This window comes from Treponema lecithinolyticum ATCC 700332 (assembly GCA_000468055.1).
Lineage (GTDB): Bacteria > Spirochaetota > Spirochaetia > Treponematales > Treponemataceae > Treponema_C > Treponema_C lecithinolyticum.
In genome coordinates this window covers 349,273-374,283 of record KI260561.1, presented here as the reverse complement: position 1 = coordinate 374,283, position 25,011 = coordinate 349,273, and the positions used below count along the sequence as shown (strand labels likewise).

The 25,011-nt window shown below is 42.0% G+C and carries 21 protein-coding genes; 3 read left to right on the top strand and 18 right to left on the bottom strand.

The genetic code is table 11. The features are described 5' to 3' along the window. Nucleotides 1–89 precede the first annotated feature (89 nt). The 6 genes from HMPREF9193_RS04420 to HMPREF9193_RS04395 form a co-directional block, all read right to left on the bottom strand. Nucleotides 90–1,190 (bottom strand): BMP family lipoprotein, encoded by a 1,101-nt coding sequence (locus HMPREF9193_RS04420; protein WP_040847487.1) that lies wholly within the window; start codon nt 1,188–1,190, stop codon nt 90–92. 172 nt (nt 1,191–1,362) lie between these two features. Beyond that, entirely contained in the window at nt 1,363–2,166 is an 804-nt protein-coding gene (locus HMPREF9193_RS04415) for a TP0443 family flagellar-associated protein (protein WP_021686873.1), read from the bottom strand. Between the two features lies 1 nt (nt 2,167). Next, nucleotides 2,168–3,868 carry a DNA repair protein RecN gene (gene recN, locus HMPREF9193_RS04410; RefSeq protein WP_021686872.1) on the bottom strand — a complete coding sequence of 567 codons (1,701 nt, stop codon included), beginning with the start codon at nt 3,866–3,868 and terminating at the stop codon, nt 2,168–2,170. Continuing rightward, a complete protein-coding gene (locus HMPREF9193_RS04405; RefSeq protein WP_021686871.1) occupies nt 3,861–4,700 on the bottom strand; it encodes an NAD(+)/NADH kinase in 840 nt (279 codons plus the stop codon). The genes recN and HMPREF9193_RS04405 overlap by 8 nt, the downstream gene beginning before the upstream one ends. A gap of 57 nt (nt 4,701–4,757) precedes the next feature. Next, the gene (locus HMPREF9193_RS04400; RefSeq protein WP_021686870.1) at nt 4,758–5,786 is read right to left on the bottom strand and encodes a DegT/DnrJ/EryC1/StrS family aminotransferase; all 1,029 of its coding nucleotides are present in this window, start codon (nt 5,784–5,786) and stop codon (nt 4,758–4,760) included. After that, entirely contained in the window at nt 5,786–6,265 is a 480-nt protein-coding gene (locus HMPREF9193_RS04395) for a chemotaxis protein CheW (RefSeq protein WP_021686869.1), read from the bottom strand. Before HMPREF9193_RS04395 ends, HMPREF9193_RS04400 begins: the two co-directional genes overlap by 1 nt. A 199-nt stretch (nt 6,266–6,464) precedes the next feature. Between HMPREF9193_RS04395 and HMPREF9193_RS04390 the strand changes: the two genes are divergently transcribed. Next, nucleotides 6,465–7,106, top strand: coding sequence for a peroxiredoxin (locus HMPREF9193_RS04390; RefSeq protein ID WP_040847484.1), 642 nt, complete (start codon nt 6,465–6,467; stop codon nt 7,104–7,106). Between the two features lie 139 nt (nt 7,107–7,245). Here the strand turns inward: HMPREF9193_RS04390 and purD are convergent, their stop codons facing one another. From purD to HMPREF9193_RS04345, 9 genes are all read right to left on the bottom strand, one after another. Beyond that, nucleotides 7,246–8,496 (bottom strand): phosphoribosylamine--glycine ligase, encoded by a 1,251-nt coding sequence (purD, locus tag HMPREF9193_RS04385; protein ID WP_021686867.1) that lies wholly within the window; start codon nt 8,494–8,496, stop codon nt 7,246–7,248. 9 nt (nt 8,497–8,505) lie between these two features. After that, nucleotides 8,506–10,035, bottom strand: coding sequence for a bifunctional phosphoribosylaminoimidazolecarboxamide formyltransferase/IMP cyclohydrolase (purH, locus tag HMPREF9193_RS04380; protein ID WP_021686866.1), 1,530 nt, complete (start codon nt 10,033–10,035; stop codon nt 8,506–8,508). After that, nucleotides 10,036–10,680 (bottom strand): phosphoribosylglycinamide formyltransferase, encoded by a 645-nt coding sequence (gene purN / locus HMPREF9193_RS04375; RefSeq protein WP_021686865.1) that lies wholly within the window; start codon nt 10,678–10,680, stop codon nt 10,036–10,038. It lies immediately after the preceding gene. After that, nucleotides 10,674–14,348, bottom strand: a complete 3,675-nt coding sequence (locus HMPREF9193_RS04370; protein ID WP_021686864.1) for a phosphoribosylformylglycinamidine synthase — start codon at nt 14,346–14,348, stop codon at nt 10,674–10,676. Before HMPREF9193_RS04370 ends, purN begins: the two co-directional genes overlap by 7 nt. A 3-nt stretch (nt 14,349–14,351) precedes the next feature. Further along, the gene (gene purM, locus HMPREF9193_RS04365) at nt 14,352–15,389 is read right to left on the bottom strand and encodes a phosphoribosylformylglycinamidine cyclo-ligase (RefSeq protein ID WP_040847482.1); all 1,038 of its coding nucleotides are present in this window, start codon (nt 15,387–15,389) and stop codon (nt 14,352–14,354) included. Beyond that, nucleotides 15,373–16,671 (bottom strand): amidophosphoribosyltransferase, encoded by a 1,299-nt coding sequence (locus tag HMPREF9193_RS04360; RefSeq protein ID WP_021686862.1) that lies wholly within the window; start codon nt 16,669–16,671, stop codon nt 15,373–15,375. The genes purM and HMPREF9193_RS04360 overlap by 17 nt, the downstream gene beginning before the upstream one ends. Nucleotides 16,672–16,710: 39 nt before the next feature. Then, nucleotides 16,711–17,190 (bottom strand): 5-(carboxyamino)imidazole ribonucleotide mutase, encoded by a 480-nt coding sequence (gene purE / locus HMPREF9193_RS04355; protein ID WP_021686861.1) that lies wholly within the window; start codon nt 17,188–17,190, stop codon nt 16,711–16,713. Between the two features lie 46 nt (nt 17,191–17,236). Next, entirely contained in the window at nt 17,237–17,914 is a 678-nt protein-coding gene (locus HMPREF9193_RS04350; RefSeq protein ID WP_040847480.1) for a phosphoribosylaminoimidazolesuccinocarboxamide synthase, read from the bottom strand. A gap of 175 nt (nt 17,915–18,089) precedes the next feature. After that, nucleotides 18,090–18,515, bottom strand: a complete 426-nt coding sequence (locus HMPREF9193_RS04345) for an Hsp20/alpha crystallin family protein (RefSeq protein ID WP_021686859.1) — start codon at nt 18,513–18,515, stop codon at nt 18,090–18,092. Between the two features lie 332 nt (nt 18,516–18,847). On the opposite strand from HMPREF9193_RS04345, the gene HMPREF9193_RS04340 reads away from it, so the two are divergent. Together HMPREF9193_RS04340 and tkt are read left to right on the top strand one after the other, a co-directional pair. Then, a complete protein-coding gene (locus HMPREF9193_RS04340; protein WP_156882450.1) occupies nt 18,848–20,320 on the top strand; it encodes a hypothetical protein in 1,473 nt (490 codons plus the stop codon). A gap of 25 nt (nt 20,321–20,345) precedes the next feature. Further along, nucleotides 20,346–22,316, top strand: a complete 1,971-nt coding sequence (tkt, locus tag HMPREF9193_RS04335; protein ID WP_021686856.1) for a transketolase — start codon at nt 20,346–20,348, stop codon at nt 22,314–22,316. 112 nt (nt 22,317–22,428) lie between these two features. Here tkt and lgt read toward each other — a convergent pair whose 3' ends face one another. Genes lgt through HMPREF9193_RS04320 form a run of 3 tightly spaced genes read right to left on the bottom strand, consistent with a single transcriptional unit; the run spans nt 22,429 to nt 24,975 of the window. Further along, nucleotides 22,429–23,406: a prolipoprotein diacylglyceryl transferase gene (gene lgt, locus HMPREF9193_RS04330; RefSeq protein WP_021686855.1), complete on the bottom strand. Its 978-nt coding sequence runs from the start codon at nt 23,404–23,406 to the stop codon at nt 22,429–22,431. Nucleotides 23,407–23,425: 19 nt separating this feature from the next. Then, nucleotides 23,426–24,559 (bottom strand): P-loop NTPase, encoded by a 1,134-nt coding sequence (locus HMPREF9193_RS04325; RefSeq protein WP_021686854.1) that lies wholly within the window; start codon nt 24,557–24,559, stop codon nt 23,426–23,428. Further along, nucleotides 24,550–24,975: a hypothetical protein gene (locus HMPREF9193_RS04320; RefSeq protein WP_021686853.1), complete on the bottom strand. Its 426-nt coding sequence runs from the start codon at nt 24,973–24,975 to the stop codon at nt 24,550–24,552. Before HMPREF9193_RS04320 ends, HMPREF9193_RS04325 begins: the two co-directional genes overlap by 10 nt. Nucleotides 24,976–25,011 lie beyond the last annotated feature (36 nt).

Genomic DNA, 25,011 nt, shown 5'->3' with positions numbered 1-25,011 from the left:
CCTCGTACCTATAAACGACATGCGGCTGTTTAAAAGCGGTACGCTTTAAAAACAGCCGCACAATTTATACCGTAAAACAAACGGAAAAATTAATCGTCTTTTGCACCCAATCCAGCGGGAACAAGATTTGCGGCAAGCGCTTCTTTGTATGTTCCGAAAACTTTGATTTTTCCGGAAACGATATCGTTTTTCATCGCGTCGACTTTTTTAACGACATCCGCGCTTAACTCTTTATTTGTAGTTGAATACCCTACACCGTCACCGGCTAAATCCAATTTGAACACACCGCCTTTAAAAGTTCCCTCGGCAACGGAGCGTAAAGACAGCACAGCAGAAGTTTCCACTTTTTTTATCATGGATGTAAGAACGGCTGATTTCTCATCTGCATACAAGCCGTCAGCGTATTGATCCGAATCTACACCGATAGCCCAGACTTTTTTACCCTGCGAACGATACTCTTTTGCTTGTGCAATCGTACCGTTACCCGTTCCGCCCGCAGCGGAAAAAATGGTTGCTACACCAGAATCGTACCAGTTTTTAGCTTGGGCTTTTGCTTTATCCGGTGCCCCCCAATCGTTTGCATAGTAGTCGACCACTTCGGCATCAGGCAAAACGGAGCGTATACCTTGAATGTATCCCATTTCGAATTTGGTAATAACTGCACCGGGAATACCGCCGATAAAACCGAATTTGGGGTTTTGTATACCGTCGGCTTGTGCTTGCAGCGCCGCTACAGCTCCTACAAGAAAAGAACCTTGTTCTTCGGAATACACATATTCTGCCAAGTTCGGTTTGTTTACCCAGTTTACGTCGACAATCATAAAATGTTGGTCAGGATACAAATCAGCAACTTCTCCGACCGCATCGGCAAAGGTAAAACCGGTGGTAATAATTAAATCATACCCTTTATCCGCAGCTTGTTTTAAGTTCGGAACATACATATCCTGCGTTTGGCAAGTTATAACATCATACAAAGTTCCGCGTCCCTTTTGTTTTTCCCACGTATCGCCGTAGAATTCCAAAATTCCGCGCCATGCGGCAGCGTTAAAAGATTTGTCGTCGACACCGGTTGCATCCGTAATAAGGCGTACCGTCGGCTTTGAACTTGAAGCAGTGTCTTTATTTTTCCCGCAGGACAAAATAACTCCCATTAACAGCAAAGCCGTTAAACCGAACACAATTTTTTTCACTATCGTTACCTCCAACGAATAAAAGGATGTACTTGCGGAACTTGTGCTCCGTATTCCTTTGTAAAATATTATACAATATTTTAGGAAAAACACAAGATAAATCCGCCGCTTTGTAAAGATTTTGTAAAAATTTTATAGAGGTTTTAAGGAAGTTTTGGATAAGGCTTTTGCTTTAATTGCTTATACCCTTTTTGCGGTCATCTTCCATTTTGGTTTTCCACACCAGTGCTTTCTTTTTAACTTCTTCGGCTTCGGCGCTTTCTTCCAGCATAATATGAAAACGGCGCAGCGCCGCCAAATAGTTTATGCCGAGCCTAATATCGTCAAAACGGCGGGTGGAAAGTTCGTAGCGGTCGCGGTAGCCGTCCGCAGATTCTCCGAGCATTTTTTTTATCAATCTAAAATAAAACACTACCGTATCGTAGTTTGCGCTGCGCGGGTCAAAGTATATTTTAAGCGCCGCTTTCATCGGTATCATATTTTTTGCTACCGTTGTAAAGCGCCCTTGCAATTCCACAAACGCCCAGCGCCATTTGGTATTGTCCCCAAAAGCGTCGACAACTAAACGCAAAGCAAGCCCGAGTTTACGTACAAGCTCGTAGCGTTTAACCAGCGGAACGTCTGCAATTTGTTCGACTTTATCTTCGTATTCCGCATAGGGCGCATCGATTAAATTCGAAACGGTTTCTTCCAAATAAATAATCGCTTTATACAGCGATTTTCGTCCCTCATTTAAAGCGTCGGTATTTTTAGTAGTTAAAATTTCAACGGATAAATTGTTTATCAGCACATACAGCGTTGTAATGTAAATCATATCTTCGGCAAGTTCCACACGCTTGTACGCGTTTGCCTGTTCGTTTTGCGCCATTGCCGCAATAAACGTTTTTTCTTTTTCCAGCACGGTATCTATAGTGTCTTTATAAGGCTGCATTTTTGATGCAAACAATTCTCTGTTTTCAGCCGTAATTTTTGCCATATTAGCCTCCGTAGGTATTGAGCATGGTTCGGGCATGTTCGAGCGAAACGGAACTCAAGCGGTCTCCCGAAAGCATGCGGGCAATTTCTTCAACGCGTTTTTCTCCGCTTATCGGATACACATGTGTGGAAGTTGCCCCTTCAGCCACAGATTTTTCTATCTTAATTTGAGTATCGGCATAAACGGCGATATTAGCAAGGTGGGTAATACACAAAATTTGCCTGCCTGCGGCAAGGTGTTTTAAATGAGCGCCGACCGCTACAGCGACTTCACCGCCTATACCGGTATCTATTTCATCGAATATAAGCGTGTCGATAAAGTCCGAATTGCCTAAAACCGTTTTAAGTGCAAGCATAACGCGCGAAAGTTCCCCTCCGGAAGCTATTTTAGCCAGCGGTTTGGCAGGGCTTCCCGGATTCGGAGAAATAAGAAATTCTATATCGTCTATACCGTACGGACCGCATTTTTGATCGTCTGCGGCAGCTTGCTTTTGTTCAATATGCACGCAAAACTTCGTGCCTTTCATACCCAAATCGGCAAGCACCGTTTCCACAGCTTTTTCCATATTTTCCGCGCTGGCGCGCCGTTTTGCCGAAAGTTCTACAGCTGCCCCGTACACGCTGCGTTCAAGTTCTTCCACTTGTTTTTTTAGTTGCACGCGCTGCGTTTCTCCGAGCGAAAGCCGTTCAAGCTGCACTTTTGCTTCTTGGGCATACAACACAACTTCGCTCAGCGGCGCTTGTACCGACGAAGCGTACTTTTTTTTCAGTTTAAAAAACAGCGCTTGGCGCTCTTGCACTTCTTCCAAACGTGCGGGGTCAAACACAAGCGATTGCGCATACGAGCGCACTTCTTCTGCAATGTCGCTTAATTCGTAAAAAACGTTTTCCGCGCGTTTGGAAAGCGCTTCCAGCGAACCGTCCATAGCGGAGGCTTTTTCGAGGTTTGTACACGCTTTTTTTAAAACGCTTAAAACGCTTTCGCCTTGCGCTCCGGTAAGCGCAGAAAAAGCTTCTATTTCTTGATACAATTTTTCGTATTGCGCCAAACGGTTTTCTTCTTGCGCAAGTTCGTTGTCTTCATTGTCTTTTAAGCGGGCAGCTTCTATTTCACCGGCGGCAAAGGTTAAAAACTCTATTTTTTCGGCGCGCTGGCGCTCGTCCATATCCGCGCTTTCCAGCTCTTGCCTTTTTTCCACAAGGCGCGCATACAAAGCGGTAAACTGCGCAACTTCGTTTTCTATGCCGGCATACGAATCCAAAAAGCGGCGGTGTTCTGCAATGCGCAAAAGCGATTGGTGTTCGTGCTGCCCATGTATATCTATGCACCATGCAGTCATTTGGGCAAGCTCTTGGCGGGTAACGCTCACGTTTTGAATCCATGCCGAAGTTTTGCCATTAACGCGCACCGAACGGCGCAGCAAGAGTCTGCCGTCTTCCGGCTGAATACCGTGTTCATCGAGCCAAGCGGCAAAACCTGTTATGCTTAAATTAGGCTTTAAAGTGCCGCTTACTTGAGCTTCTTGCGCTCCCGTTCTAATCAATTCCGGTCCGCCTTTGCCGCCGAGCAAAAATGAAATAGCCCCTATTAAAATGGATTTTCCGGCACCCGTTTCTCCGCTGAGCACGGTAAAACCGTCTCCGAACTCAAGAGACGCTTCGTCTATAAGGGCAAAATCTTTTATGCGGATATCTTCAATCATGCGGGCCTCCGGACCAATGCAGTTTTGAGCGCAGCGCGCTGTAAAACACTGCAGAGTCGCAGCCGGCGAGCAGCACGGGGTGCTGCGCCTTTGTTATGTCGATACGGTCGTGCGCTTGGACTGCCGTGCACACTTGCCCGTCCAAAGTTAAAACAAATTCGTTTATGCGCGCCGGAAGCACCGACACACTCAACCGTGTGTCCGCCGGCAACACAAGCGGACGAGTGGAAAGCGAAAACGCGCACACCGTGTTCAATATAATCACATCGAGTGCAGGCTCTACAATAGGGCCGCCGGCTGCAGCCGAATATGCAGTCGATCCGGTAGACGTTGCGGCAATAAGGGCGTCGGCTTTAAATATACCGAATGCTGAAGTGCCGGCGCTTACCGAAACTTTAAGCGTTTTTGCCGCTTGCTTTCCGCTCAACACAATATCGTTTAACGCCGTACCGGAAAAAATATTTTTTCCGCCGCGCACAACCTGTGCGCACACTAAAGAACGCTCGCTCATTTTCATTTTGCCGGCAAAAAACGCTTTAAGCGCAGTTTTCCATTTTTTAGGGTCAATTCCTGCAATAAAGCCGAATTCTCCCAAATTAACCGGCACAACCGGCACCCCCGACGGCGCGCACTGACGGGCTGCATACAGCACGGTACCGTCGCCGCCTAAAGTAATTGCACAATCGTAAGAGCCGCAGGGAAAAGGAGTGTCCGCACCGGAAAAATCCACACGGACAGTTTTGTGAGACAACTCTTTTAAAAATGAGGTGATATCCCCTGCTAAAAGCTTAGCTGCTTTATTATACGTATTTACTACAAGTATGCACGTCATGCGTTCTCCTTAGGAACGGCATCCCGCCCTACCGGTATTGCGCCGGTATTCGGTACGTTACGGCAGCGTTGCCAAAACTTTTGCTATCTTTTGCGACTTCGACACACCCAAACGCGGATACAAAGGAAATAAAGCGCACCTGAGCGAAAGCGAAGATGCTTGCGGACAATGCGCACACTGCTCGCGGAATACCGATACTACCGAATCTTCGTAAGCAGGCACAACTTCTATATCTTTTTTTGCTGCATATTGCTTTACATCTTTAAAAGAGCCGGAAAGCACTACGGGAAAAGAATACACGGCAGGAACCGCATAATCACCAAGCGCCGAAAAAGTTTTGTGCCTGCCTTGCATAAGAGAACGTATATACATTTCGTACATTTCTTTTCGTATTTGCTCATTGCGGTTTAATTCGCGCAATTGAATATATGCTAAAGCGGCATTTATATCGGGCAGTAAATCGGTAGACGGAGAGGTTTCCAAAACTTTCCGCAGCACCGACCAATTTCGGTTTTGAGACGCCATAAGAACGGCACCGCCGCCGGCAGTTAAAATATCTTTTTCTTCAAGTCCGAGAATGGTAAACACACCGAAGGTTCCGGCAGGCTTATCTTCTATCGCCGCACCCGCATTTTGCGAAATATCTTCTATTATAGAAACACCTAAATCCGCTAAAGCCGAAAAATTGGGAAGCTGACCGAGCGATTCGTGCAAAAGCAAAACGCGAGCGCCCTCTTTTACGGCGCTTTCAGCCGTTTCCGGTATTACCAAACCGCTTTCTGCAGACACATCCAAAACAATACAGCGGTAGCCGAACTCGTTTACAGCGGTATATTGCCATGAGGGCGCGAGGGCTGAAATCATAACGGCGCTGTCATTCGGCAAGTCCAGCGCTTTTAACGCGTATTTTAACGCAATGGACGGACTGCGCAATGCACATGCACCGCTTACGCCGAATGTTTCTTTTACTTGCTGAATAAGCCGTGCATTCAATTCGCCCGGCCCCAGTTTTTCTTCGACCATACAAGTAAGCACCGCATCCATTTCTTTTCTGCGGATTGTAGGACTGAATGTTCGTATTGCCATCAGCGTTGATTACCGATTAACTTTTGCAGCTCTTTGGGGTCAAAGAGTTTGCGTATATCAAGTACAATCAAATAGCCGTTTTCTTTTTGCGTAACACCGTGAATGTATTCGGAACCGATACCGGTGAGCATTTGAGGAGGAGGCTTTACTTCCGAAGAATCTATCATTACCACGCGCGAAATTCTATCGATAATAATGCTGATTTTTATTCCGTCGATATTGAGGATAATAAACCCGCCCGTATCTTCGCCGTATTCATCCGCTGCCATTTTTCCCAAGCGGAAACGTTTATGCAAATTAATTACCGGTATAATTTCACCGCGCAAATTAAAAATTCCTTCTACGTAATACGGCGCATGCGGAATGGGACGCACGTTTTGTGTTTTTACAATCTCTTTTACATCCATTATATTTACACCGTACAACTCTTCGCCCAGTTGAAACGTAACGAGCTGTAATTGCGCATCATCGACTGCCATATAACCCTCCGCTTATAAGGATACTACAGAACACAAAAAAGTACAAGTATGAATACCGAAACGGAACTGGCAGCGCCGACGGCGTGATAAACCGGCAAAACTTAAAAAAACGCTTGACAAAAAAAGAAAATTCATTTATATTAAATATTGTAATGATTACAAATTTTAATCATTGAAAACTTTTTTTAAGGAGATTGTTATGGAAAACGGAATGCCTTTACTCGGTGACAAAGTACCGTCGTTGACGGTTAAAACAACGCATGGAATGAAAAACATCCCCGGCGATTACAAAGGAAAATGGCTGGTGCTTTTTTCGCACCCTGCCGATTTTACACCCGTATGTACCACCGAATTTGTGTCTTTTCAAAAACACTATGCGGACTTTAAAGCGGTTAACTGTGAACTGCTCGGTCTTTCGATAGACCAAGTACAGTCTCATATCAAATGGACTGAATTTATCGGTGAAAAACTGGGAACCAAAATCGAATTCCCCATCATCGCCGACGACATGGGAAAAGTTGCCGAACAATTGGGTATGATTCACCCCGGCAAAGGTACCAATACGGTGCGTGCGGTATTTATTATCGATCCGGACGGAGTGCTGCGCTTGGTTATTTATTACCCGCAGGAAATCGGCCGCAATATGGACGAAATCATCCGTTCCGTAAAAGCGCTGCAAACAAGCGACAAACACGGCGTTGCATGTCCTGCAAACTGGCCCAACAATGAACTTATCGGCGACAAAGTTATTATTCCTCCGGCTTCGGACGAAAAAACGGCTGCCGAACGGCGCGGTATGCAAGAGTCATTCGATTGGTGGTTTGCATACAAAAAAATCTAAAGCATACCGAAGCGCATAAAAGCGCTTAAGGTTTAACACAAAAAAGCTGCCGGAGATTTTCCTGCAGCTTTTTTTATGCGCACACACCGGCATTAACTGCCGGCATTGCGCAGCATTAATAATCTGAAAAAATGCTCATTTATATACAGCCTATATCTTTTCTAAACCGCATTCCTTCAAAATGGATTGTTTCGATACGTTCGTATATTTTTTTTCTGATTTTTTCAAAACTTTCTCCTAAACCGGTAACCGAAAGCACTCTGCCTCCGTCGGATAGGATTTTGCCGTCTTTATATTTTGTATTGTTATGATAAATATACACATTCCTATCGTCACATGCAGTTTTTAAACCGGAAATTTCTTTTCCTTTTTTATATGTTCCCGGATAACCTTCGGAAGTAAGAACGACGGTAAGGCATTTTTCCTTTTTCCATTTAAGATCTTTTTCTTCAAGTGTTTTATTAAAAACTTTTTCTATCAGTTCCAGTAAATCGCTTTTCAGTCTGGGCAACACAACTTCCGTTTCAGGATCTCCGAAGCGCACATTGAATTCCAATATTTTTATATCCGAACCGTCAATCATAAATCCGATAAATAAAATTCCGAAATATTCTAAACCTTCATTTTTAAGACCGACTGAAATTTTTTCCAAAACCGTATGAACGCGCGTTTTTAACGTATCATCAAATAATTCGCTTGGAGAATAGCAGCCTACCCCGCCTGTGTTTTCACCCAAATCATTATCGAATATTTTTTTATAATCACGTGCACTTTCCATAGGAATTATTTTATTCCCCGAAACAAAGCATAAAAGAGAGGCTTCTTTTCCGGTTAAAAATTCTTCTATGACGGCGGTTTTTCCTTCCTCTCCGAAAATTTCATCGTCAAATAATTCAGCTATATATTTTTCAGCTTCGGTTTTACTATTACAAATCCGAACGCCCTTTCCGGCACAAAGACCGTCAGCTTTAATAACCAAAGGATAAGAAAATTCTTTTAAAACATATTTGCTTTCTTCTTTTGAAAAAACGGTTTTGTACCGCGCTGTCGGTATACCGTATTCTTGCATAAACCGCTTTGCAAAATCTTTACTGCCTTCAAGCTGCGCACTCTTTTTATCGGCTCCGAAAACCCGTATATTGTTTGCTGAAAATAAATCGGTAATGCCCTCGCACAGGGGATTTTCCGGACCGATAACGACTAAATCGATTTTTTCTTTTAAAGAAAAATCCAAAATATCAGAAGTGCTTTGCAAATCAAGATTTTCGGCATAACGCAAGGTTCCCGCATTTCCCTTTACGCAGTAAAGCTTTGTCAGTTTACCGCTTTCGGATATCTTTTTACAAAGTGCATCTTCTCGTCCGCCGTTACCCACTACCAATACTTTCATTGTTTTCTCCTAGTGCCTAAAATGCCTTACGGATGCAAATACCATCGCTATACCGTACGTATCGCATAAGCGTATTACGTTTTCATCTTTTACGGAGCCGCCCGGCTGAATAACCGCTGTAATATTATTTTGATGTAAAAGCTCTACCGTGTCTTCAAAAAAGAAACCGTCCGAAGCCATCACTGCGCCCGTACAGTTTTTACCGGCTCTTGCAATCGCTTGTTCGGCAGCCCATGAACGTCTGACTTCTCCCTGTCCGATGCCGACCGTTCCTCCGTTTTTTGTCAATACTATTCCGTTTGAACTTACGCATTTACATGCTTTAAACGCAAAGATTAAATTCTTTAACTGCTCATCGTCCGGCTTTTTTTGAGTTACAAATTTTAAATCGTCTAAAAACAATGCTGCATCATAATCTTGATATAAAAGTCCGTTTAAAACTTCTTTTGAAACTCTAGCCGGCAAAGAAAGTTTTTGCAAATTTTTTATTTCTATTATTCTGATATTTTTTTTCGAACGGAGTATTGACAGAGCGTCTGTGTCAAATGCTTTTGCAATAATAACTTCCAAAAAAAAGCCGTTTATTTTTTCTGCAATATATTTTGTCGCAATTCCGTTTAAAATAATAATACCGCCGAAAATCGATACGGGATCGCAGTTATACGCCTTATCAAAAGCTTCATCTATAGTATTTCCCGTTCCGATGCCGCTCGGATTTCCGTGTTTTATTCCTATTGCGGCAGGCTCTTCAAATTCTTTAATCATTTTGACAGCAGAATAAATGTCGCCTAAATTATTGTAAGATAATTCTTTGCCGTGCAATTGCGTAAACACGGCTTTTTCGTTTTCTTTTACATATACCCTTTCATAAAAAGCGGCTTTTTGATGCGGATTTTCTCCGTACCGAAGATCCTGCTTTTTTCTATACGATAGCGTCAGCGTATCGGGAAAAGGTATATTTGCCAGATCATTAAAATAATCCGCAATTAACGCATCATAATAAGCGGTATAATTGAAAGCTTTGCGGGCAAGAGAAAGCCGGAAGTTTTTATCCAATGTGTCCGTTTTTAATCTGTTTATTATTTCGTCATAATCATCAGGATCGGTCACAATGCACACATCATTATAATTTTTTGCCGCAGCTCGTATCATCGAAGGACCGCCTATATCGATGTTTTCAATCAAAATATCATGGGTATTTTTTTTATCATTTAACACGGTTTCAAACGGATATAAATTATTTACAACCATATCGATCGAAAAAAGATTTAATTTTTTTATGCTTTCCGCATGCTGTGTATTATCCCGCTTATATAATATTCCTGCATGAATGTGCGGATGCAGCGTTTTTACACGTCCGTCTAAAATCTCGGCAAAACCGGTAACCTCGCTTACTTCAAGCACTTGAATGCCCTCTGCTTTTAATCGGCTGTAAGTACCGCCGGTCGATATGATTTGCCAATCAAGCCTTTCCAGTTCTTGTGCAAACGGTACAATACGTTCTTTGTTATAAACGCTTATCAACGCCCTTTTTTTCATTTAGTGCCTCCCGCCTCTTTCATTTTCTTCCACTATTACAGCTTTATTATTTTTTACAATAATTCTCCGTTCACAAAAAGCTTTTACGGTTTTAACCAGTATGCAGTGCTCTATTTTTAAAACTTTTTTTGCAATACTTTCCGCGTCGTCCGTATGCAAAACGCGAACTATATCCTGCATTATGATAACGCCCGTATCTATGTTTTCATCTACAAAATGCGTTGTCGCACCCGTAAACTTTACGCCTTTGTTTATTACGGCTTTGTGCACATGTATGCCGTAATACCCGCTTCCGCAAAATGCAGGTATCAATGACGGATGAATATTGATAATTTTACCGCCGTATTCTGCAATAAATTTTTTTGTTAAAATATTTAAATATCCGGCCAAAACAACCAAGTCAATATTTCTCTTTTTCAATTCTGTAATTATCCGAGCATCGTACTGCTCGCTATCGGGAAAATCTTTTTTTGAAAAACAAAGTGCATCTATGTTTTCATTTTTTGCACGTATTAAACCGTAAGCGTCTTTTCTATTTGAAATAACCGCATCGATTTTTGCGTTGATTTTTTTTTGTTTTATCGCATCGATTAGCGCCTGCAAGTTTGTTCCGCCGCCCGATATCAATACCGCTATCTTTAACATAATGTTCCCTGTTTAAAATAATTAACCCCGTTTTTAAAAATGTCTTGTTTGCCTTTTACGGTATTCGTTTTATATAAGTTTTCTGCGTACCGTTCGCTATGCCCCATCTTACCCAAAATAAGACCGTCCTCACTGATTAAACCTTCTATCGCATAGCAAGAGCCGTTCGGATTATATTTCCCGTTAAGCGATGCGTTACCGTCAAAATCGCAATATTGAAAAGCAGTCAAGTTTTTATATTTTTCCACATCGTTTCCGGCAAGTTTTCCTTCCCCATGGCTAAAGACAACTTCGTGCACGGTGTTTACATCAAAATCTTGCGTCCACGGAGAATTGGTATTTGCAACGCGCGTTAATGCCGTTGTAGATACATGTGTATAACTGTCGTTATGATAAAGCGTTAAATCGTTTTCGGTTAAATCCGTGATTTTACCGTGCGGCAATAATCCCGATTTTATCAGCGCTTGAAAACCGTTGCAAATCCCTAAAATCAATTTTTTATTTTTTAAATGATTATGAACGGCATCTTTAATTTTTTTATTTTTTAAAACATTCACTATAAATTTTGCGCTGCCGTCAGGCTCGTCTCCATTTGAAAAACCGCCGGGCAGCATAATGATGTGAGACTTTTTTATTGCATCGGCAAACGCATCTATTGAATTTTGTATATCGCTTTCTTTTTTGTTTTTTATTATAACCGTTATGATACGGGCACCCGCTTCCATAAAAGCTTTTGCGCTGTCGTATTCGCAATTTGTTCCGGGAAACACCGGAATAACCACCGTAACATCTTTAACGTATTGCGGATAATATATTTTTTTCTTGCACGGTACGCTTATATTTTCACAAGCGCCCTTATCGGTATTATGATATAGCGGATATATTCCATTTAAGGTTTTGGTATACGCATTATATATTTGAGCGTATTCAAATTGAACCGAATTGATAACAATCGTATCGGAAACTTCACCGATCATTTCAAAAGGCAAGTCGTATTTTGATTCCACTACGATAGAAGCCGGAGCAAAATGCAAAATATCTTTTTTATTTACGGTAAATCCGAGTCCGTTTCCAATTGCCATTTTTACCAGAGAAGAAGCGAGGCTTCCTTCTTCCTGTACATAGGCGGATACTATTTTCTTTTCTTTAATAAATGTATGCATCAGCTCATATTGTTTGACGGTTGTTTTTATGTCGGGAAAACCTTTAGCGTTTTTTATCACGGGAATATAATACAATTTATTGCCGGTTTCCTTTAATTCAGGGGTAATGATTTGTTCAACATCCGAAGGAGCACAGGCAAAAGAAATGAGCGTTTCTACAACATGTAAATCGTTAAAGGTGCCCGACATACTGTCCTTGCCGCCGATACTCGGTCTGCCGATCTCCTTTTGCGCATAAATGCTTCCGAGTAAACTTTGACTTACCTTTCCCCATTTTATGGGATCGGCTCCCAATTTTTCAAAATATTCTTGGAAAGAAAAATAAAGCGAATCTTTAGTTCCGCCTACCGCATAGACCTTTGCAACCGATTCCAGTACTGCATATATTGCAGATAAAAACGGAGAATAGTGCGATATTTTAGGAATAAATCCGTACGCTAAAATCGTTGCAGTACCGCTTACCGAATACGGAACGGGAACGGATTGTACGCTTGCCTGAACGGGCGTGAGGCGGTGTTTTCCGGCAAAGGGCATAAGCACGGTCGTAACGCCTACAGAAGAATCGAATTTTGATGCCAGTCCCTTTTGGCAGGTAACATTTAAACTGCTTAATTCTTCTAAAAGCGCTTGTTTTGAAAAGATTTTATCTGCAAAAGGATTTTGCAAACAGTTATCCGTCAGGACCGCTTCGGCATGCTGTTTTACTCCGTTTGTCGCTAAAAAATCGGCACTTATATCGACGACCCTTTGTTCGTTGTAATACATCTGTAATCTTTTTTTATCGGTAATTTCCGCCATGCGCGAATATTCTATGTTTTCGTTTTCACATTCTTTAATGAATAAATCGTAATCGCGTTTATCTATTACTACAGCCATTCTTTCTTGCGATTCGCTTATGGCAATTTCCGTAGGGTTTAAGCCTTCATATTTCAGCAAAGCTTTGTCTAAATGTATTTCGATCGATTCGGATAATTCGCCTATCGCTACGCACACTCCGCCTGCCCCGAAATCGTTGCATTTTTTTATAAGCGAAGTTACTTTCGGGTTTCTAAATAAGCGCTGCAATTTTCTTTCTTCAACGGCATTTCCTTTTTGCACTTGGCTTGAAGAGGTTTGTAATGAATCTTGCGTATGCATTACGCTTGAACCGCTTGCACCTTGTATTCCATCCTTGCCGGTTCTGCCGCCTATAACGACGACAATATCTCCTTTTACAGGTTTTTCTCTTTTATAATTGCCGACCTTTACCGCGCCGACCACTGCTCCTACTTCCATGTGCTTTGCGATATATGAATCGTCATATAATTCTTTTACATACGTAGTTGCCAAACCTATTTGATTACCGTAAGAAGAATAGCCGTCCGAAGCTTTTTTTGAAATATAAGCTTGAGGCAATTTGTCCGGATGCGTTTGCTCACGGCTTTGCAAAATATTTCCGCTGCCGCTTATACGCATCGCCTGATACACATAACTTCTACCCGATAAGGGATCCCGTATCGCTCCGCCTATACACGTACTTGCTCCGCCGAACGGTTCTATTTCCGTCGGGTGATTGTGCGTTTCGTTTTTAAATTGAATAAGCCACTTTTCTTTTTTGCCGTTATTCGTAATATCCGTAAAAAACGAACACGCATTATTTTCTTCACTTACTTCCATATTTACATCGCATAAAATATCTTTATGGTATGTACCGGTAATGCGCGCCATATCCATAAGCGTTACGGGCTTATTGCTGTGCAAACTTTTTTTCATATCCAAATACATATCGAATGCGCTTTGCATTTCTTTTTGAAATAATTCCGATTTGATTGTTATGGTATCCAGTATTGTTTCAAAGGTTGTGTGCCTGCAATGATCGCTCCAATAACAATCCAAAACATAAATTTCCGTTTCGGTAGGATCTCTGTTTTCTTTTTTAAAATAATCTTGAATAAAAATGAGGTCTTGTATATGTAATGCCAAATTCATTTCGTTTTTCAACGATTCAAGTTTTTGCTTTGAAAATCCGTTAAACCCCGTTAAATCTTTTAATTCCTTCGGTTTTGAATTGAACGCAAATTGCAATATGCTCAAATCTTTTTTTCGTGACTCGATAGGATTTACTAAATACTGTTCTATTTGTTTTAATTGGTCTTTAGTTAATTTCTTTTTAAACACGACCAATGTACCTGTTTTTACAACGGTTTTTGCATTCGGATTTAATAGTTTAATACACTGTTCGGCACTGTCAGAGCGCTGGTCATACTGAGCCGGAAGCGTTTCGTACGCAAAATATTCATTCTCATGTAATGCTATATGTTCAAAAATTTGATCAACGGTAATTTCACAAAATACGGAATGCTTTGCAAGTTCGTATGTTTTTTCGTCTATATTGTAGATGTCATAAATTATATACAGTTCCAAGTCGGTTAATTGTAAATGATATTCCGTGTTTAACGCTTCTTGCAATTGAAGCGCTTCTTGATTATATTTTTTTCTTTTTTTAACAAAAATTCTTTTATCCATACATTAACCCTCCTGTAAAATTACCCGTGCGTTCCCTTCTATCACTTCTCCGACCTCATACACTTGTTCATTTAAATTTTTTAAAATACTTTTTATCGGTTCCGCATCTTCTTTTTCCACAAACAGCAGCATACCGATGCCCATATTAAAGGTACCGAACATTTCTTCTTTGGAAATATCTGCCCATTGCCGCAGCAGCTCAAATATTTTCTTTTGCGGCAGTTTGGATTCGTACAATTTTGCATCAAGGTTTTCGCTTAAAACTCTCGGAACGTTTTCGTATATGCCGCCTCCGGTGATATGACACAGCCCGTTTATTTTGTGTTTTTCCAAAACCGCTAACACCGCTTTTGCATAAATTTTTGTCGGCGTTAAAAGTTCTTCCTGCAAGGTTTTTTGAAGCTCTTCTATATAAGTGTTAAGCGGAATGTTTTTATGGTCAAAAATAATTTTTCTTATTAAAGAAAAACCGTTACTGTGCACGCCGGAAGAAGGCAGCGCTAAAATAATGTTTCCTTTTTTTATATTTTTTTTACCGTCTATTATTTTTGTTTTATCGGCAATTCCGACGCAAAAGCCTGCCAAATCGTAATCGTTTTCTTTATAGATACCGGGCATTTCCGCTGTTTCTCCGCCGATCAAAGCCGCTCCCGCCTGCATACAGCCGTTTGCAACGCCTTCGACGATAGACGCCATTTTTTGTGCAATCAATTTACCCGTTGCAATATAGTCCAAAAAGAATAAGGGCTTTGCTCCTTGACAAAGAATATCGTTTACACACATCGCGACGCAATCGATTCCGATTGTATTATGAATATCGGCAATTTGCGCAATTTTTACCTTTGTTCCCACGCCGTCGGTTCCCGAAACCAAAACAGGCTGTTCGTAATCGTTTTTATTTAATTCAAAAAGCCCTGAAAATCCGCCGAGTTCGGATATAACACCTTTTGTATATGTTTTTGTTATAAACTTTTTTATTAAATTTACTTCGTTATAACCTTCGTTTTTGTCTACTCCGGCAGACTTATAAGTTAACGCCATCATCTCCTCCTTGTATGGGATTTTTACCGGTAAAGTATGTATCGTAATACCCTTTGTTTCCGCAGCAAGATTTTATACCGTCAAGACTTAAATAATAAAGCGAATCGCATCCCAATTCCTGCCGTATTTGTTCTACGGTTTTATTGTATGCAATTAAATGTTCTTTTTCGGGTATGTCAATGGTGTATTTTTCAGTCCCGACGACAGGAGGGGATGCAATTCTAATGTGAATTTTTTTTGCACCTGCATCTTTTAGAATTTTTATTATTCTTTTTATGGTTGTACCTCTTACGATAGAATCGTCTACGAGAATCAACTCTTTGTCCTTAATATTGGCACGCAAGGCAGTCAGTTTTATACCGACACATTCTTGCCGCTCTTTTTGCCGAGGTTTTATAAATGTCCTTTGGATATATCTGTTGCGCAGGATGCCGTCAACGAATTCTATGTTTGCAGCCTTTGCATATCCTTTAGCGGCGATCAGCCCCGAATCGGGAGAACCGATAACGATATCCGCCTTTGTTTTGCATTCTTCATACAATTTTTTCCCCATAGCATATCGCGCTTGATACACATTTATTCCGTCGATACAGCTGTCGGGACGCGCTATGTATATCATTTCAAATAAACAAAGATGAGGTGCGCCCTGCTCGGAAAAAAGCGATTTTTCCGTATCTTTCGATTTTATATATATTTCTCCGCGCTCTATATCTTTTATAAAGACAGCGCCCATCGCATCGAGCGCGCATGTTTCCGAACAGGCAACAAAAGTGTCATTGAGACGGCCGATGCAAAGCGGTTTTATTCCGTGTTTATCCCGTATGACAATCATTTTATTTTTGCTGATATAGACAATACAAAAGATTCCTTCTAAAGACGAAATATAGTCTTTTAGTTCCGATTCTTCCGAATTGATTTTTTCGACCAAACGGCTTATGCAAAAGTCTTTGTTTACAATATTGCCGTCGATGGCAAGAACGGTGTTTCCGTCATCGGTATTGTAAATATACGGCATAACGGGCTCGTATTTCATGTGATCGCCGAAAGCGTATTTTACCATTCCTATACCCGCAAAACCTTTTATGTCGTTTATAATATCCTGCGTTAATATTTCGGATAATAAACCTTTTCTTCTTTTGAGTTCGTAGGTTCTTTGTTTATCTATCGTAACTATTCCGCAGCCTTCCTGGCCTCGATGCTGCAAGGCATATAAGCCGTATTGAATTAAATCAACGACATCGTTGTTATGATTTGTAGAAAAAACACCGCATATCCCGCTCAAAATACGCTCCCTACACCGTTAGTTTTTAAAAATACCATTCTATAAATTTATATTTTTATCCATTTCCGCGACGGTTTGTTTTAATTTTTCTTTATACGCTTTTAATTTTATTTTTAAAGTTTTATCTTGAATTGCAAGCATTTGAATTGCCAACAACGCCGCATTTTCTGCGCCGTCTATTGCGACCGTTGCTACGGGTACTCCTTTCGGCATTTGCACAGTTGAAAGCAAAGCATCCATTCCGTCAAGTGCTGAAGACTTTATGGGAACGCCTATTACCGCCGTTACGGACATCCCTGCTAAAACGCCCGCCAAATGAGCAGCCTTGCCCGCAAAGGCTATTATAACTGCTATGTCTTTTTTTTCCATTGCATTTACAAATTCGATAGCGGCATCCAATGACCGGTGCGCGGAAATAACCCGCACTTCATATTCCACGCCGAATTCTTTTAAGACGTCTACGGCTTTGTTTACGATTTCCTTATCGGAAATGCTGCCCATTACCAATCCTACTTTCATAAAACCTCCTATAAATGATAAAGGCCGGACAAAGCCGGCCGTTCATTTATGCACACAAAAAAGAATATAGTTCGGTAGGGGCAACTGTTCGGGTGCCCTTATAAACCCGCATGTTCCCTCCCGATATTTCATCGATTAAGACGACTTCATCTTTAACCCTGCCGAATTCCAGTTTTATATCGTAAAGGGTAAGTCCTTTTTCATGCAGCACATCTTTTATAATCGTACAGATTTTTTTTGTCAGCGCCACTATTTGTTCATACTCGGTTTCGCTTAAAATACCGAGCATAATCAACGCGTCTTTTGTTATAAGCGGATCCCCTCTACCGTCATCTTTTAATGTAAATTCGACATAGGTATCTAAATCTTCGCCGCCGCTCACATAAGCACCGTATCTTCTTACAAAACTGCCGACAGCTTTGAATCGGCAAATAACCTCCAAGCCTTTTCCGAAAACTTTCGCAGGCAAAACGGTCATAGTATTTTCGTCTATATTCGAATCTATATAATGTGTTTTTATTCCTTTTGATTTAAGGATTTCAAAAAAATAACGGGTTATCTTTAATCCTTCTTTTCCTACCCCCTCGATGGAAAGTCCCACCGTATTGGCACCCGGATCGAAAACCCCGTTTTCTCCGGTAACATCGTCTTTAAATTTTAAAACATAATTTCCGTTTTCTTGTCGGTAAATATCTTTTGTTTTCCCCGTATATATTTTTTCCATAAAGAACATCCCTGTACAGATAGTACTAAATGTAAGCATAAATGTAAATATGTCACTTACAGGCTGCCAGCATAAAAAAATTGGTATTAAAATTCGACAAGTTCCTTAACGGTTAAAACAAAAAAAGCTGCCGGAAAATCTCCGGCAGCTTTTTTATACCATACACCCATACCGATTAACCGGCGGTAATGGCAATAGAGCGGCTTTGCGCTTCGGGTTTACGCGGTATAAGTACCGACAAAAGCCCGTTTTTAAATTCCGCTTTAACTTTTTCGCCGTTGATATCTTCAGGCAGCGTAAAGCTCCGGGCAAAGCGGCTGGTGCGCCGCTCTTTTATAAGAAATTCGCCTTCGGTTTTTTCTTCTTTTTTTTCTTCCTTTACCGACGATATGGAAAGAATTCTATCTTTTAAATTAATTTGTACGTCTTTGTCCGTACAGCCGGGTAAATCCATATCCAGTAAATAAGCGTCTTTTGTTTCGCGTACGTCTACTTTCGGCAGCATACATTTTTCCGAAACTTCACCTGTAGGAAAGTTGCGGTCGATTACGTCAAACAAATCGGACGTAAAGCGGGGATTAAAAAAGGACAATGCGTTCATAATTATACCTCCTGATAAGAACAATTTTTATCCGGTATGTTTGCGTACATACTGTACGGCTTTTACATACCGTTTACACTATTGCAGATAGCGTGCCAACTTTTTACCGCCGGTAAAAAACACTGTGTATTTTATTGTAATATAAAGAAATAAAAAAAACAAAGTATAAAAAAACTTATAACGCAAGATCAAAATATAAATAGTGTCAAAAAATCTCATCAAAAAAGAGTCAAAATGACACTATGTAAAATCGCAAGGGCGTTTTTTTGAGTATTTTTATCCTTAAAATAATACACGTTTTATTTTTTTTGTGGTATAATATACTGAAGAAGATGTTTGAAACGAATTTTCCGGAAGAAGCTGTAGAAGTTTTTTTGCGGACACACACTTCTATTTTTACTCCAAAACTGCTGCAACAGTATTTATGGCGTCAAGGCTATCGTACGTCCGCGCGGGAGCTTCCCGATTATTTGGATGAGCATCCGCTCGTATTCCCCTACGGTACCGACGCATACATAAGCCGTGCCGGAATTTTTACAAATCGGTATTTTAGCATAAAACCCGAAAAATTTGAAATTACTTCGGGCATTCTCGTTATCGCAGAGCGTTGTATGCCCTTTTGCGACCCGGAAATGCTTCCGCACGAACTGCAGTTTTTTTACGAACAAAAACCCATTGCAAAAAAATGCACTACCGTATTAGCCGATGACGTGTTGGATTTGTATCAATTATTCGGCGAAGAATATATTCCCCAATACATTGCCCTTGATCCGGCAAACGAAAAGCGCAATTTTGCCGAAAACGACTACGAAATTCCGAACCGCATAGACTTACTTGTATGCGATATGGACGCTTTGTATAAGAAATGGGAATTCGCTTACACAGACCGTTTGCTTGCCCGCATTACTGATTGGAACAAAGGTTATGTGGAAATAATTCCGCTTAAACAACAGCGCCGGCATATCTTTGAGCGTACGGAAGAAGATGAAAAACGCAGCGCATGGTACGGCGCTTTTGAAAAAGCATTGCTTACGGTAATAGAAAAATACGGTCCGTGTGCAAGCATAGAAGAACAGCTTGCCTGTGCTTATTTTGAAAACGCGCCTCATTTGTTTAAACGCAGCTGCGGTTCGGCAAAAGAATATTTTGAACAATCGCAAACAATCGGCTTTGAAACTTACGGCGTCGAAACACGCTTGTGGAAAAAAGGCGAAGATGTTCCGGCGCAAGGTTTATGGAACGATACGGTAACGGATGATCAAAATGCGCTGAACGCTTCGTACGCGGAAACGGGGCTTCCTATGCCCGAATTTATTGTCGACGCCTATATCTACGATGCGCTGTACCAAAATGACGGCGACACATCAGCTCTATACAAACGAATTGTGCCGGAAACCTGTCTTTTGGAAAAATGGCAGTCAAAAACCTTTTTATTGCACATTGAAGCAAGGTATGCTATACTTGCTAAAACATACAACCGCTTTTCGGATTTTCAAAAAGCTGGCGTGCGCAGCGATGCGCTGCGTTTGTATTCGGCTTTACTGCACCTTATGTGTGCACTGGATTCGTGCGGACTGCCCGTTCACGCATTTCCGCAACAGGATTTGGTTATTTTGTCGCAATTATTTGCGCATGCCGGAAGACTGATAGAAGTTATATTGTATCAAGAAGATATGAGCGATAAAGAACTTGACGCCGCAGCCGCTTCCCTAGACGGTATGTACGGCAGCTTTGAAGACATTGAAGAAAACTTAACCGTAATTATGCGCAGCAAACGAAAAGACGCTTTTTCCGTTATAAAATAAAAAGTTCGAAACAAAAGGAGTTTATATGAACATTCAAGCGCTTAAAGCTACCGCGCTTTCGGTGCGCAGCCTTTCAATGGATGCCATCCAAAAAGCAAATTCGGGACACCCCGGACTTCCCTTAGGCTGTGCCGAACTTGCAGCCGTTTTATACGGCGAAATTATGAAGCACAATCCTGCCGATTCGCATTGGGCAAACAGAGACCGTTTTGTACTGTCCGCAGGGCACGGTTCCATGCTGCTGTATTCAATTTTGCATTTGGCAGGCTATAAAGTTTCCTTAAAAGACATTAAGTCTTTCCGCCAAATCGATTCGCGCTGCGCAGGTCATCCCGAATACGGGGTAACCGACGGAGTAGAAACGACAACCGGTCCGCTCGGTCAAGGGATTGCCACGGCGGTGGGAATGGCGCTTGCCGAAACGGTACTTGCCGCAAGGTTCAATACAAAAAAACATACAATCGTAGACCATTACACATACACGCTGGTCGGTGAAGGCTGCCTTATGGAAGGCGTTGCTTCCGAAGCTTCAAGCTTTGCAGGCGCGATGAAATTGGGCAAACTGATTGCTTTTTACGACAAAAACAAAATTACCATAGACGGTGCAACCGATATGGTTTTTGCCGAAGATGTGGCAAAACGCTATGAGTCCTACGGATGGCAAGTGTTAAACGGTTCCATGTACGATATGGAAAAAATAGCTTTACTCGTTGAAAAAGCAAAGGCAGACGAGCGCCCCTCGCTGATTATACTCGAATCGATTATCGGTAAAGGTGCTCCCACCGTCGCCGGAACGGCAAAAGCACATGGAGCCCCGCTCGGAGCAGACGGCATTGCTGCGGCAAAAAAAGAGTTGGGACTTCCCTTAGATAAAGAATTTTATGTAGTGCCGGAAGCTTACGAATATTTTGAAAAATTGCGAGCCGAAGCTGCCAAACGCGAAGCCAATTGGAAAGTAATATTTGCCGCATGGGCTGAAGAAAATCCGGCTTTGGCTAAAGAATGGAAGCATTTTTACAGCGGAAAACCGTCCAAAAAGCCGGTTATGACATCGTATAAAACAGGCGATTCTCTTGCAACGCGTAACGCTTCGGGTAATGCGTTATTCGACTTAAGCAAAGTATACAAAAATCTTATCGGCGGCTCGGCAGATTTACAAGGTCCGAACGTTACAAAACTTGCCGATACTGCAGATTACAGCCCCGCATGCCGTTCGGGACGGTATATTCACTTCGGCATACGAGAGTTTGCCATGGCAGCCGTTTGTAACGGACTGTCGCTTCACGGCGGCTTTAAGCCGTTTTGCGCAACCTTTTTGGTATTCGCCGACTATTTGCGTCCGGCACTGCGCCTTGCCGCCCTTATGAAACAGCCGGTTATTTATGTTTTAACGCACGATTCCATTTTTGTCGGAGAAGACGGACCGACGCACCAGCCGGTAGAAACGCTGTCTTCTTTGCGCATTATTCCGAATGTCCGCGTGCTTCGCCCCGGAGATGCCGAAGAAACGGCTGCCGCGTGGGAAAGCGCACTTTTATCCAAAGAAACTCCGGTGTGTATAGCGCTCAGCCGACAAGCATTAACCGTATACCCGAAAGACGATGCCGATTGGCGCACAAGCATTTCGCACGGGGCATACATAGTGCAAAAAGGCGGCGCAAAACCCGATGTAACGGTACTCGCTTCCGGATCGGAAGTGTCTTTAGCGCTTGAAGCTGCAAAACAAGTTAAAGGGAAAAAAGTGCGCATTGTGTCGGTTATGGACAGAGAATTGTTCCGCTCGCAGCCGGATACGGTTAAACAAGCCGTTATGGGAAAAGGCGTACGGACAGTCGTTGCCGAAGCGGCAAGTCCTATGGGTTGGGAAAGTTTTGTTGGAAACGAAAAAGATTTGTTTTGCTTAACCGATTTCGGAGCTTCAGCTCCGGCTAAAAAAGTTGCCGAACACTTCGGTTTTACATCGAGCGCGCTTGCTAAACTAATCGGGTCAAAATAAAGCTTTTAGCCGTTCGCAAGCCAACAACCTAAAAGAAGGCGGCTTATCTTATCATTTGCGGCAAGTTACGGCAGGCGGCGGTTTTTGTAAAGTAAAGTATCCGGCGTTGCAATTATGCGACGCCGGTATTTTTTTTGCGCAGTGCCAAAACCGCTATGGTAACTGCTCCTGAAATTATCATTATCAAACACAAAATCTGTCCGGTAGATAAATTCAGCAGCGATTGGTTAAAATATGTAGGACTGTCCGATTTTGCCGCAATACGGTAGCCCATGTCGGCATCCGGTTCGCGGAAATATTCTATAAAAAAGCGGACGGCGCCGTAGCCTATGGTATACATTGCCGCCAAAAAACCGTCAAAGGGTTTGCGTTTACGCAAAAACCATAGCAAAAAAAATAAAACAATGCCTTCAAAAAACGCTTCATACAGCTGGCTCGGATGGCGCGGCAAATTAACCAACACCGTTTGACTGTCAAGCGTCATACCTGCTTGTTGTGCGGTATTGCGCACCCATTCAATGGAAGAAGAAAAGCGCTGCGCACCGGGAAACACCATACCCCAAGGCATAGTTGTAATACGTCCGTACAGTTCGGCATTAAAAAAATTGCCCAAGCGCCCGAACGTGTATCCGAGCGGGATGGCGACGCACATAGCGTCCACCCATTTGAGGACAGGGCGTTTATTTTTTACACACCACAAAATCATACCGATTAAGCCGCCTATAAAACCTCCGTGGTATGACATTCCCGCTAAACCCGTAAAAGAGCCGGTTTCGCTAAAGGGCCAAAATATAAGCCAAGGTTTGCGCACATACAAACCCGTTTGATCGTATACTAATGTGGAAAAAATCCGTGCGCCCAACAGCAAACATACAATGCCGAACGTAAAAAAACCGAACACATCGTCTTGCGTAGCGGGACGGTCGGGCGAATCGAGCATCCCTTGAGCGCGCAATTTGCCGAATATGCGGATTGCCGTTGCAAATGCGCATATATACATAAGACCGTACCAGCGCAGCAATCCTAAAACCGGAACGCCGGGAAAAATTTCGGGGTGTATCCATGACGGATAGTGCAGTAGTAAAAACATAATCAATCCTTAAAAAGCGCTATACTTGAAAACCTTGCGAGTGGGCTTTTACTATTTTCGATTTTAAAAGCAAATTTTCTTTTCGCAATTGTGTCAATTCATATTGCTGCGCTTTTATCGTATCTGCCAATTCCGCAGCCGTTAACGCGCCGCTTCCGATTAAGTCTTCAACATAAGACATCTTAGCTTCGTAATCTTCAACCGCTTCCGATTCCACCAAATCGAAGCTGTCAATGGGCAATCCTTCGTCGTCAAAATTCAAATCTTCGGACTGCATAATTTTATCCGCGATGCGGTAAATGGACTGCGATAATATGGACTGCGGCTTATACACTGTTATGGGTAAACGCGAAGAAAGCGCGATGTCTTGCATAGGGTCCCGGTACACTACTCCTAAATAATCGAGGTTTAGTCCTAAATATTCGCTGCAAGAACGTCTGATTTTTGCAGCGCGCTCGGCGTCTTTTGGATCTTCTATCATATTCATTACAAGGCGCGGGCGGAATTTTTGAATGCGTTTTACAAAAACTTTTGCGCTTTCAGGATCTTCTCGTATAATAGCTTCGGTTAATTTAGGAATATACAAACGCTGCAGCGAAGCGGCGTCGGATTTTAACTGTTCCAAATATTTATACGCTTTTGAATTCTTTTTAAATGAATTGTACATTAAGCGGAACAATACATTTTTTAAAAACAAATAACCGTTCAGCGTTGCCGTAACCGTCGGCGCGGTAACTAAAATTCCTTGCGGCGAAAGCAAAAACATATCCAAAATGGTTAAATGCGTGCCCGCACCCAAATCGATAATAAGGTAATCGGTTTGCATACGCTGAAATTTTTTAATAAGCATATTTTTTTGCGACAACGGCAATGCCGTTAAACCGGGAATTTCCGAATCGCCTGCAATAAAGCGCACGTTTTTATAACCGGAAGGCATAATAATATCTTCAAATTGCGATGCACCCGACAAAAAGGTACCCAATCCCGTTTTCGGCGCTTGTTGACCGAGCGCCAAATGCAAATTCGATGCGCCCAAGTCTAAATCGGCAAGTATTACATCTTTACCGGCTTTACCCAGCGTTACAGCCAAATTGGCAGCCAAAAGACTTTTGCCTACCCCGCCTTTTCCGCTCGCTATAGGAATTATTTGCATAATTCACCTTCCGTTTTGTCGTTTTTCCGGCAGCTTATACACACAGCCATTACCGCACACAGTATAACATCAATTATAAAAAAAATCACCAGTAAACCGAGCTGTTTTACCGAATATGTTTTTAAAAGCGCGACTTTAACTGCCGCACCGGAAAAGGTTTTAATCCCAAATGCAATATAACCGGCAAAGCTTGCCGATTTAAGCACCGTATACAAAAACAGTGCAAAAGGACCGTTAGCAGTATTTTGTTTTATGTACGGTAAAAGAAAAAAAGGCAGTATAAAAAGCGGAAGCGCCATATACCACGAAAGCGGCAATTGCTGCACCCCATTATGTACTTGAAAGATTAGTATAAAAAAAAGCCGGAAAACTTCATATACTGTCAGCGGGAAAAAAAACAAATCCTTTTTGCTCATCTGTACTCTCTTTTGTGATTATATCCGAATAGCGCA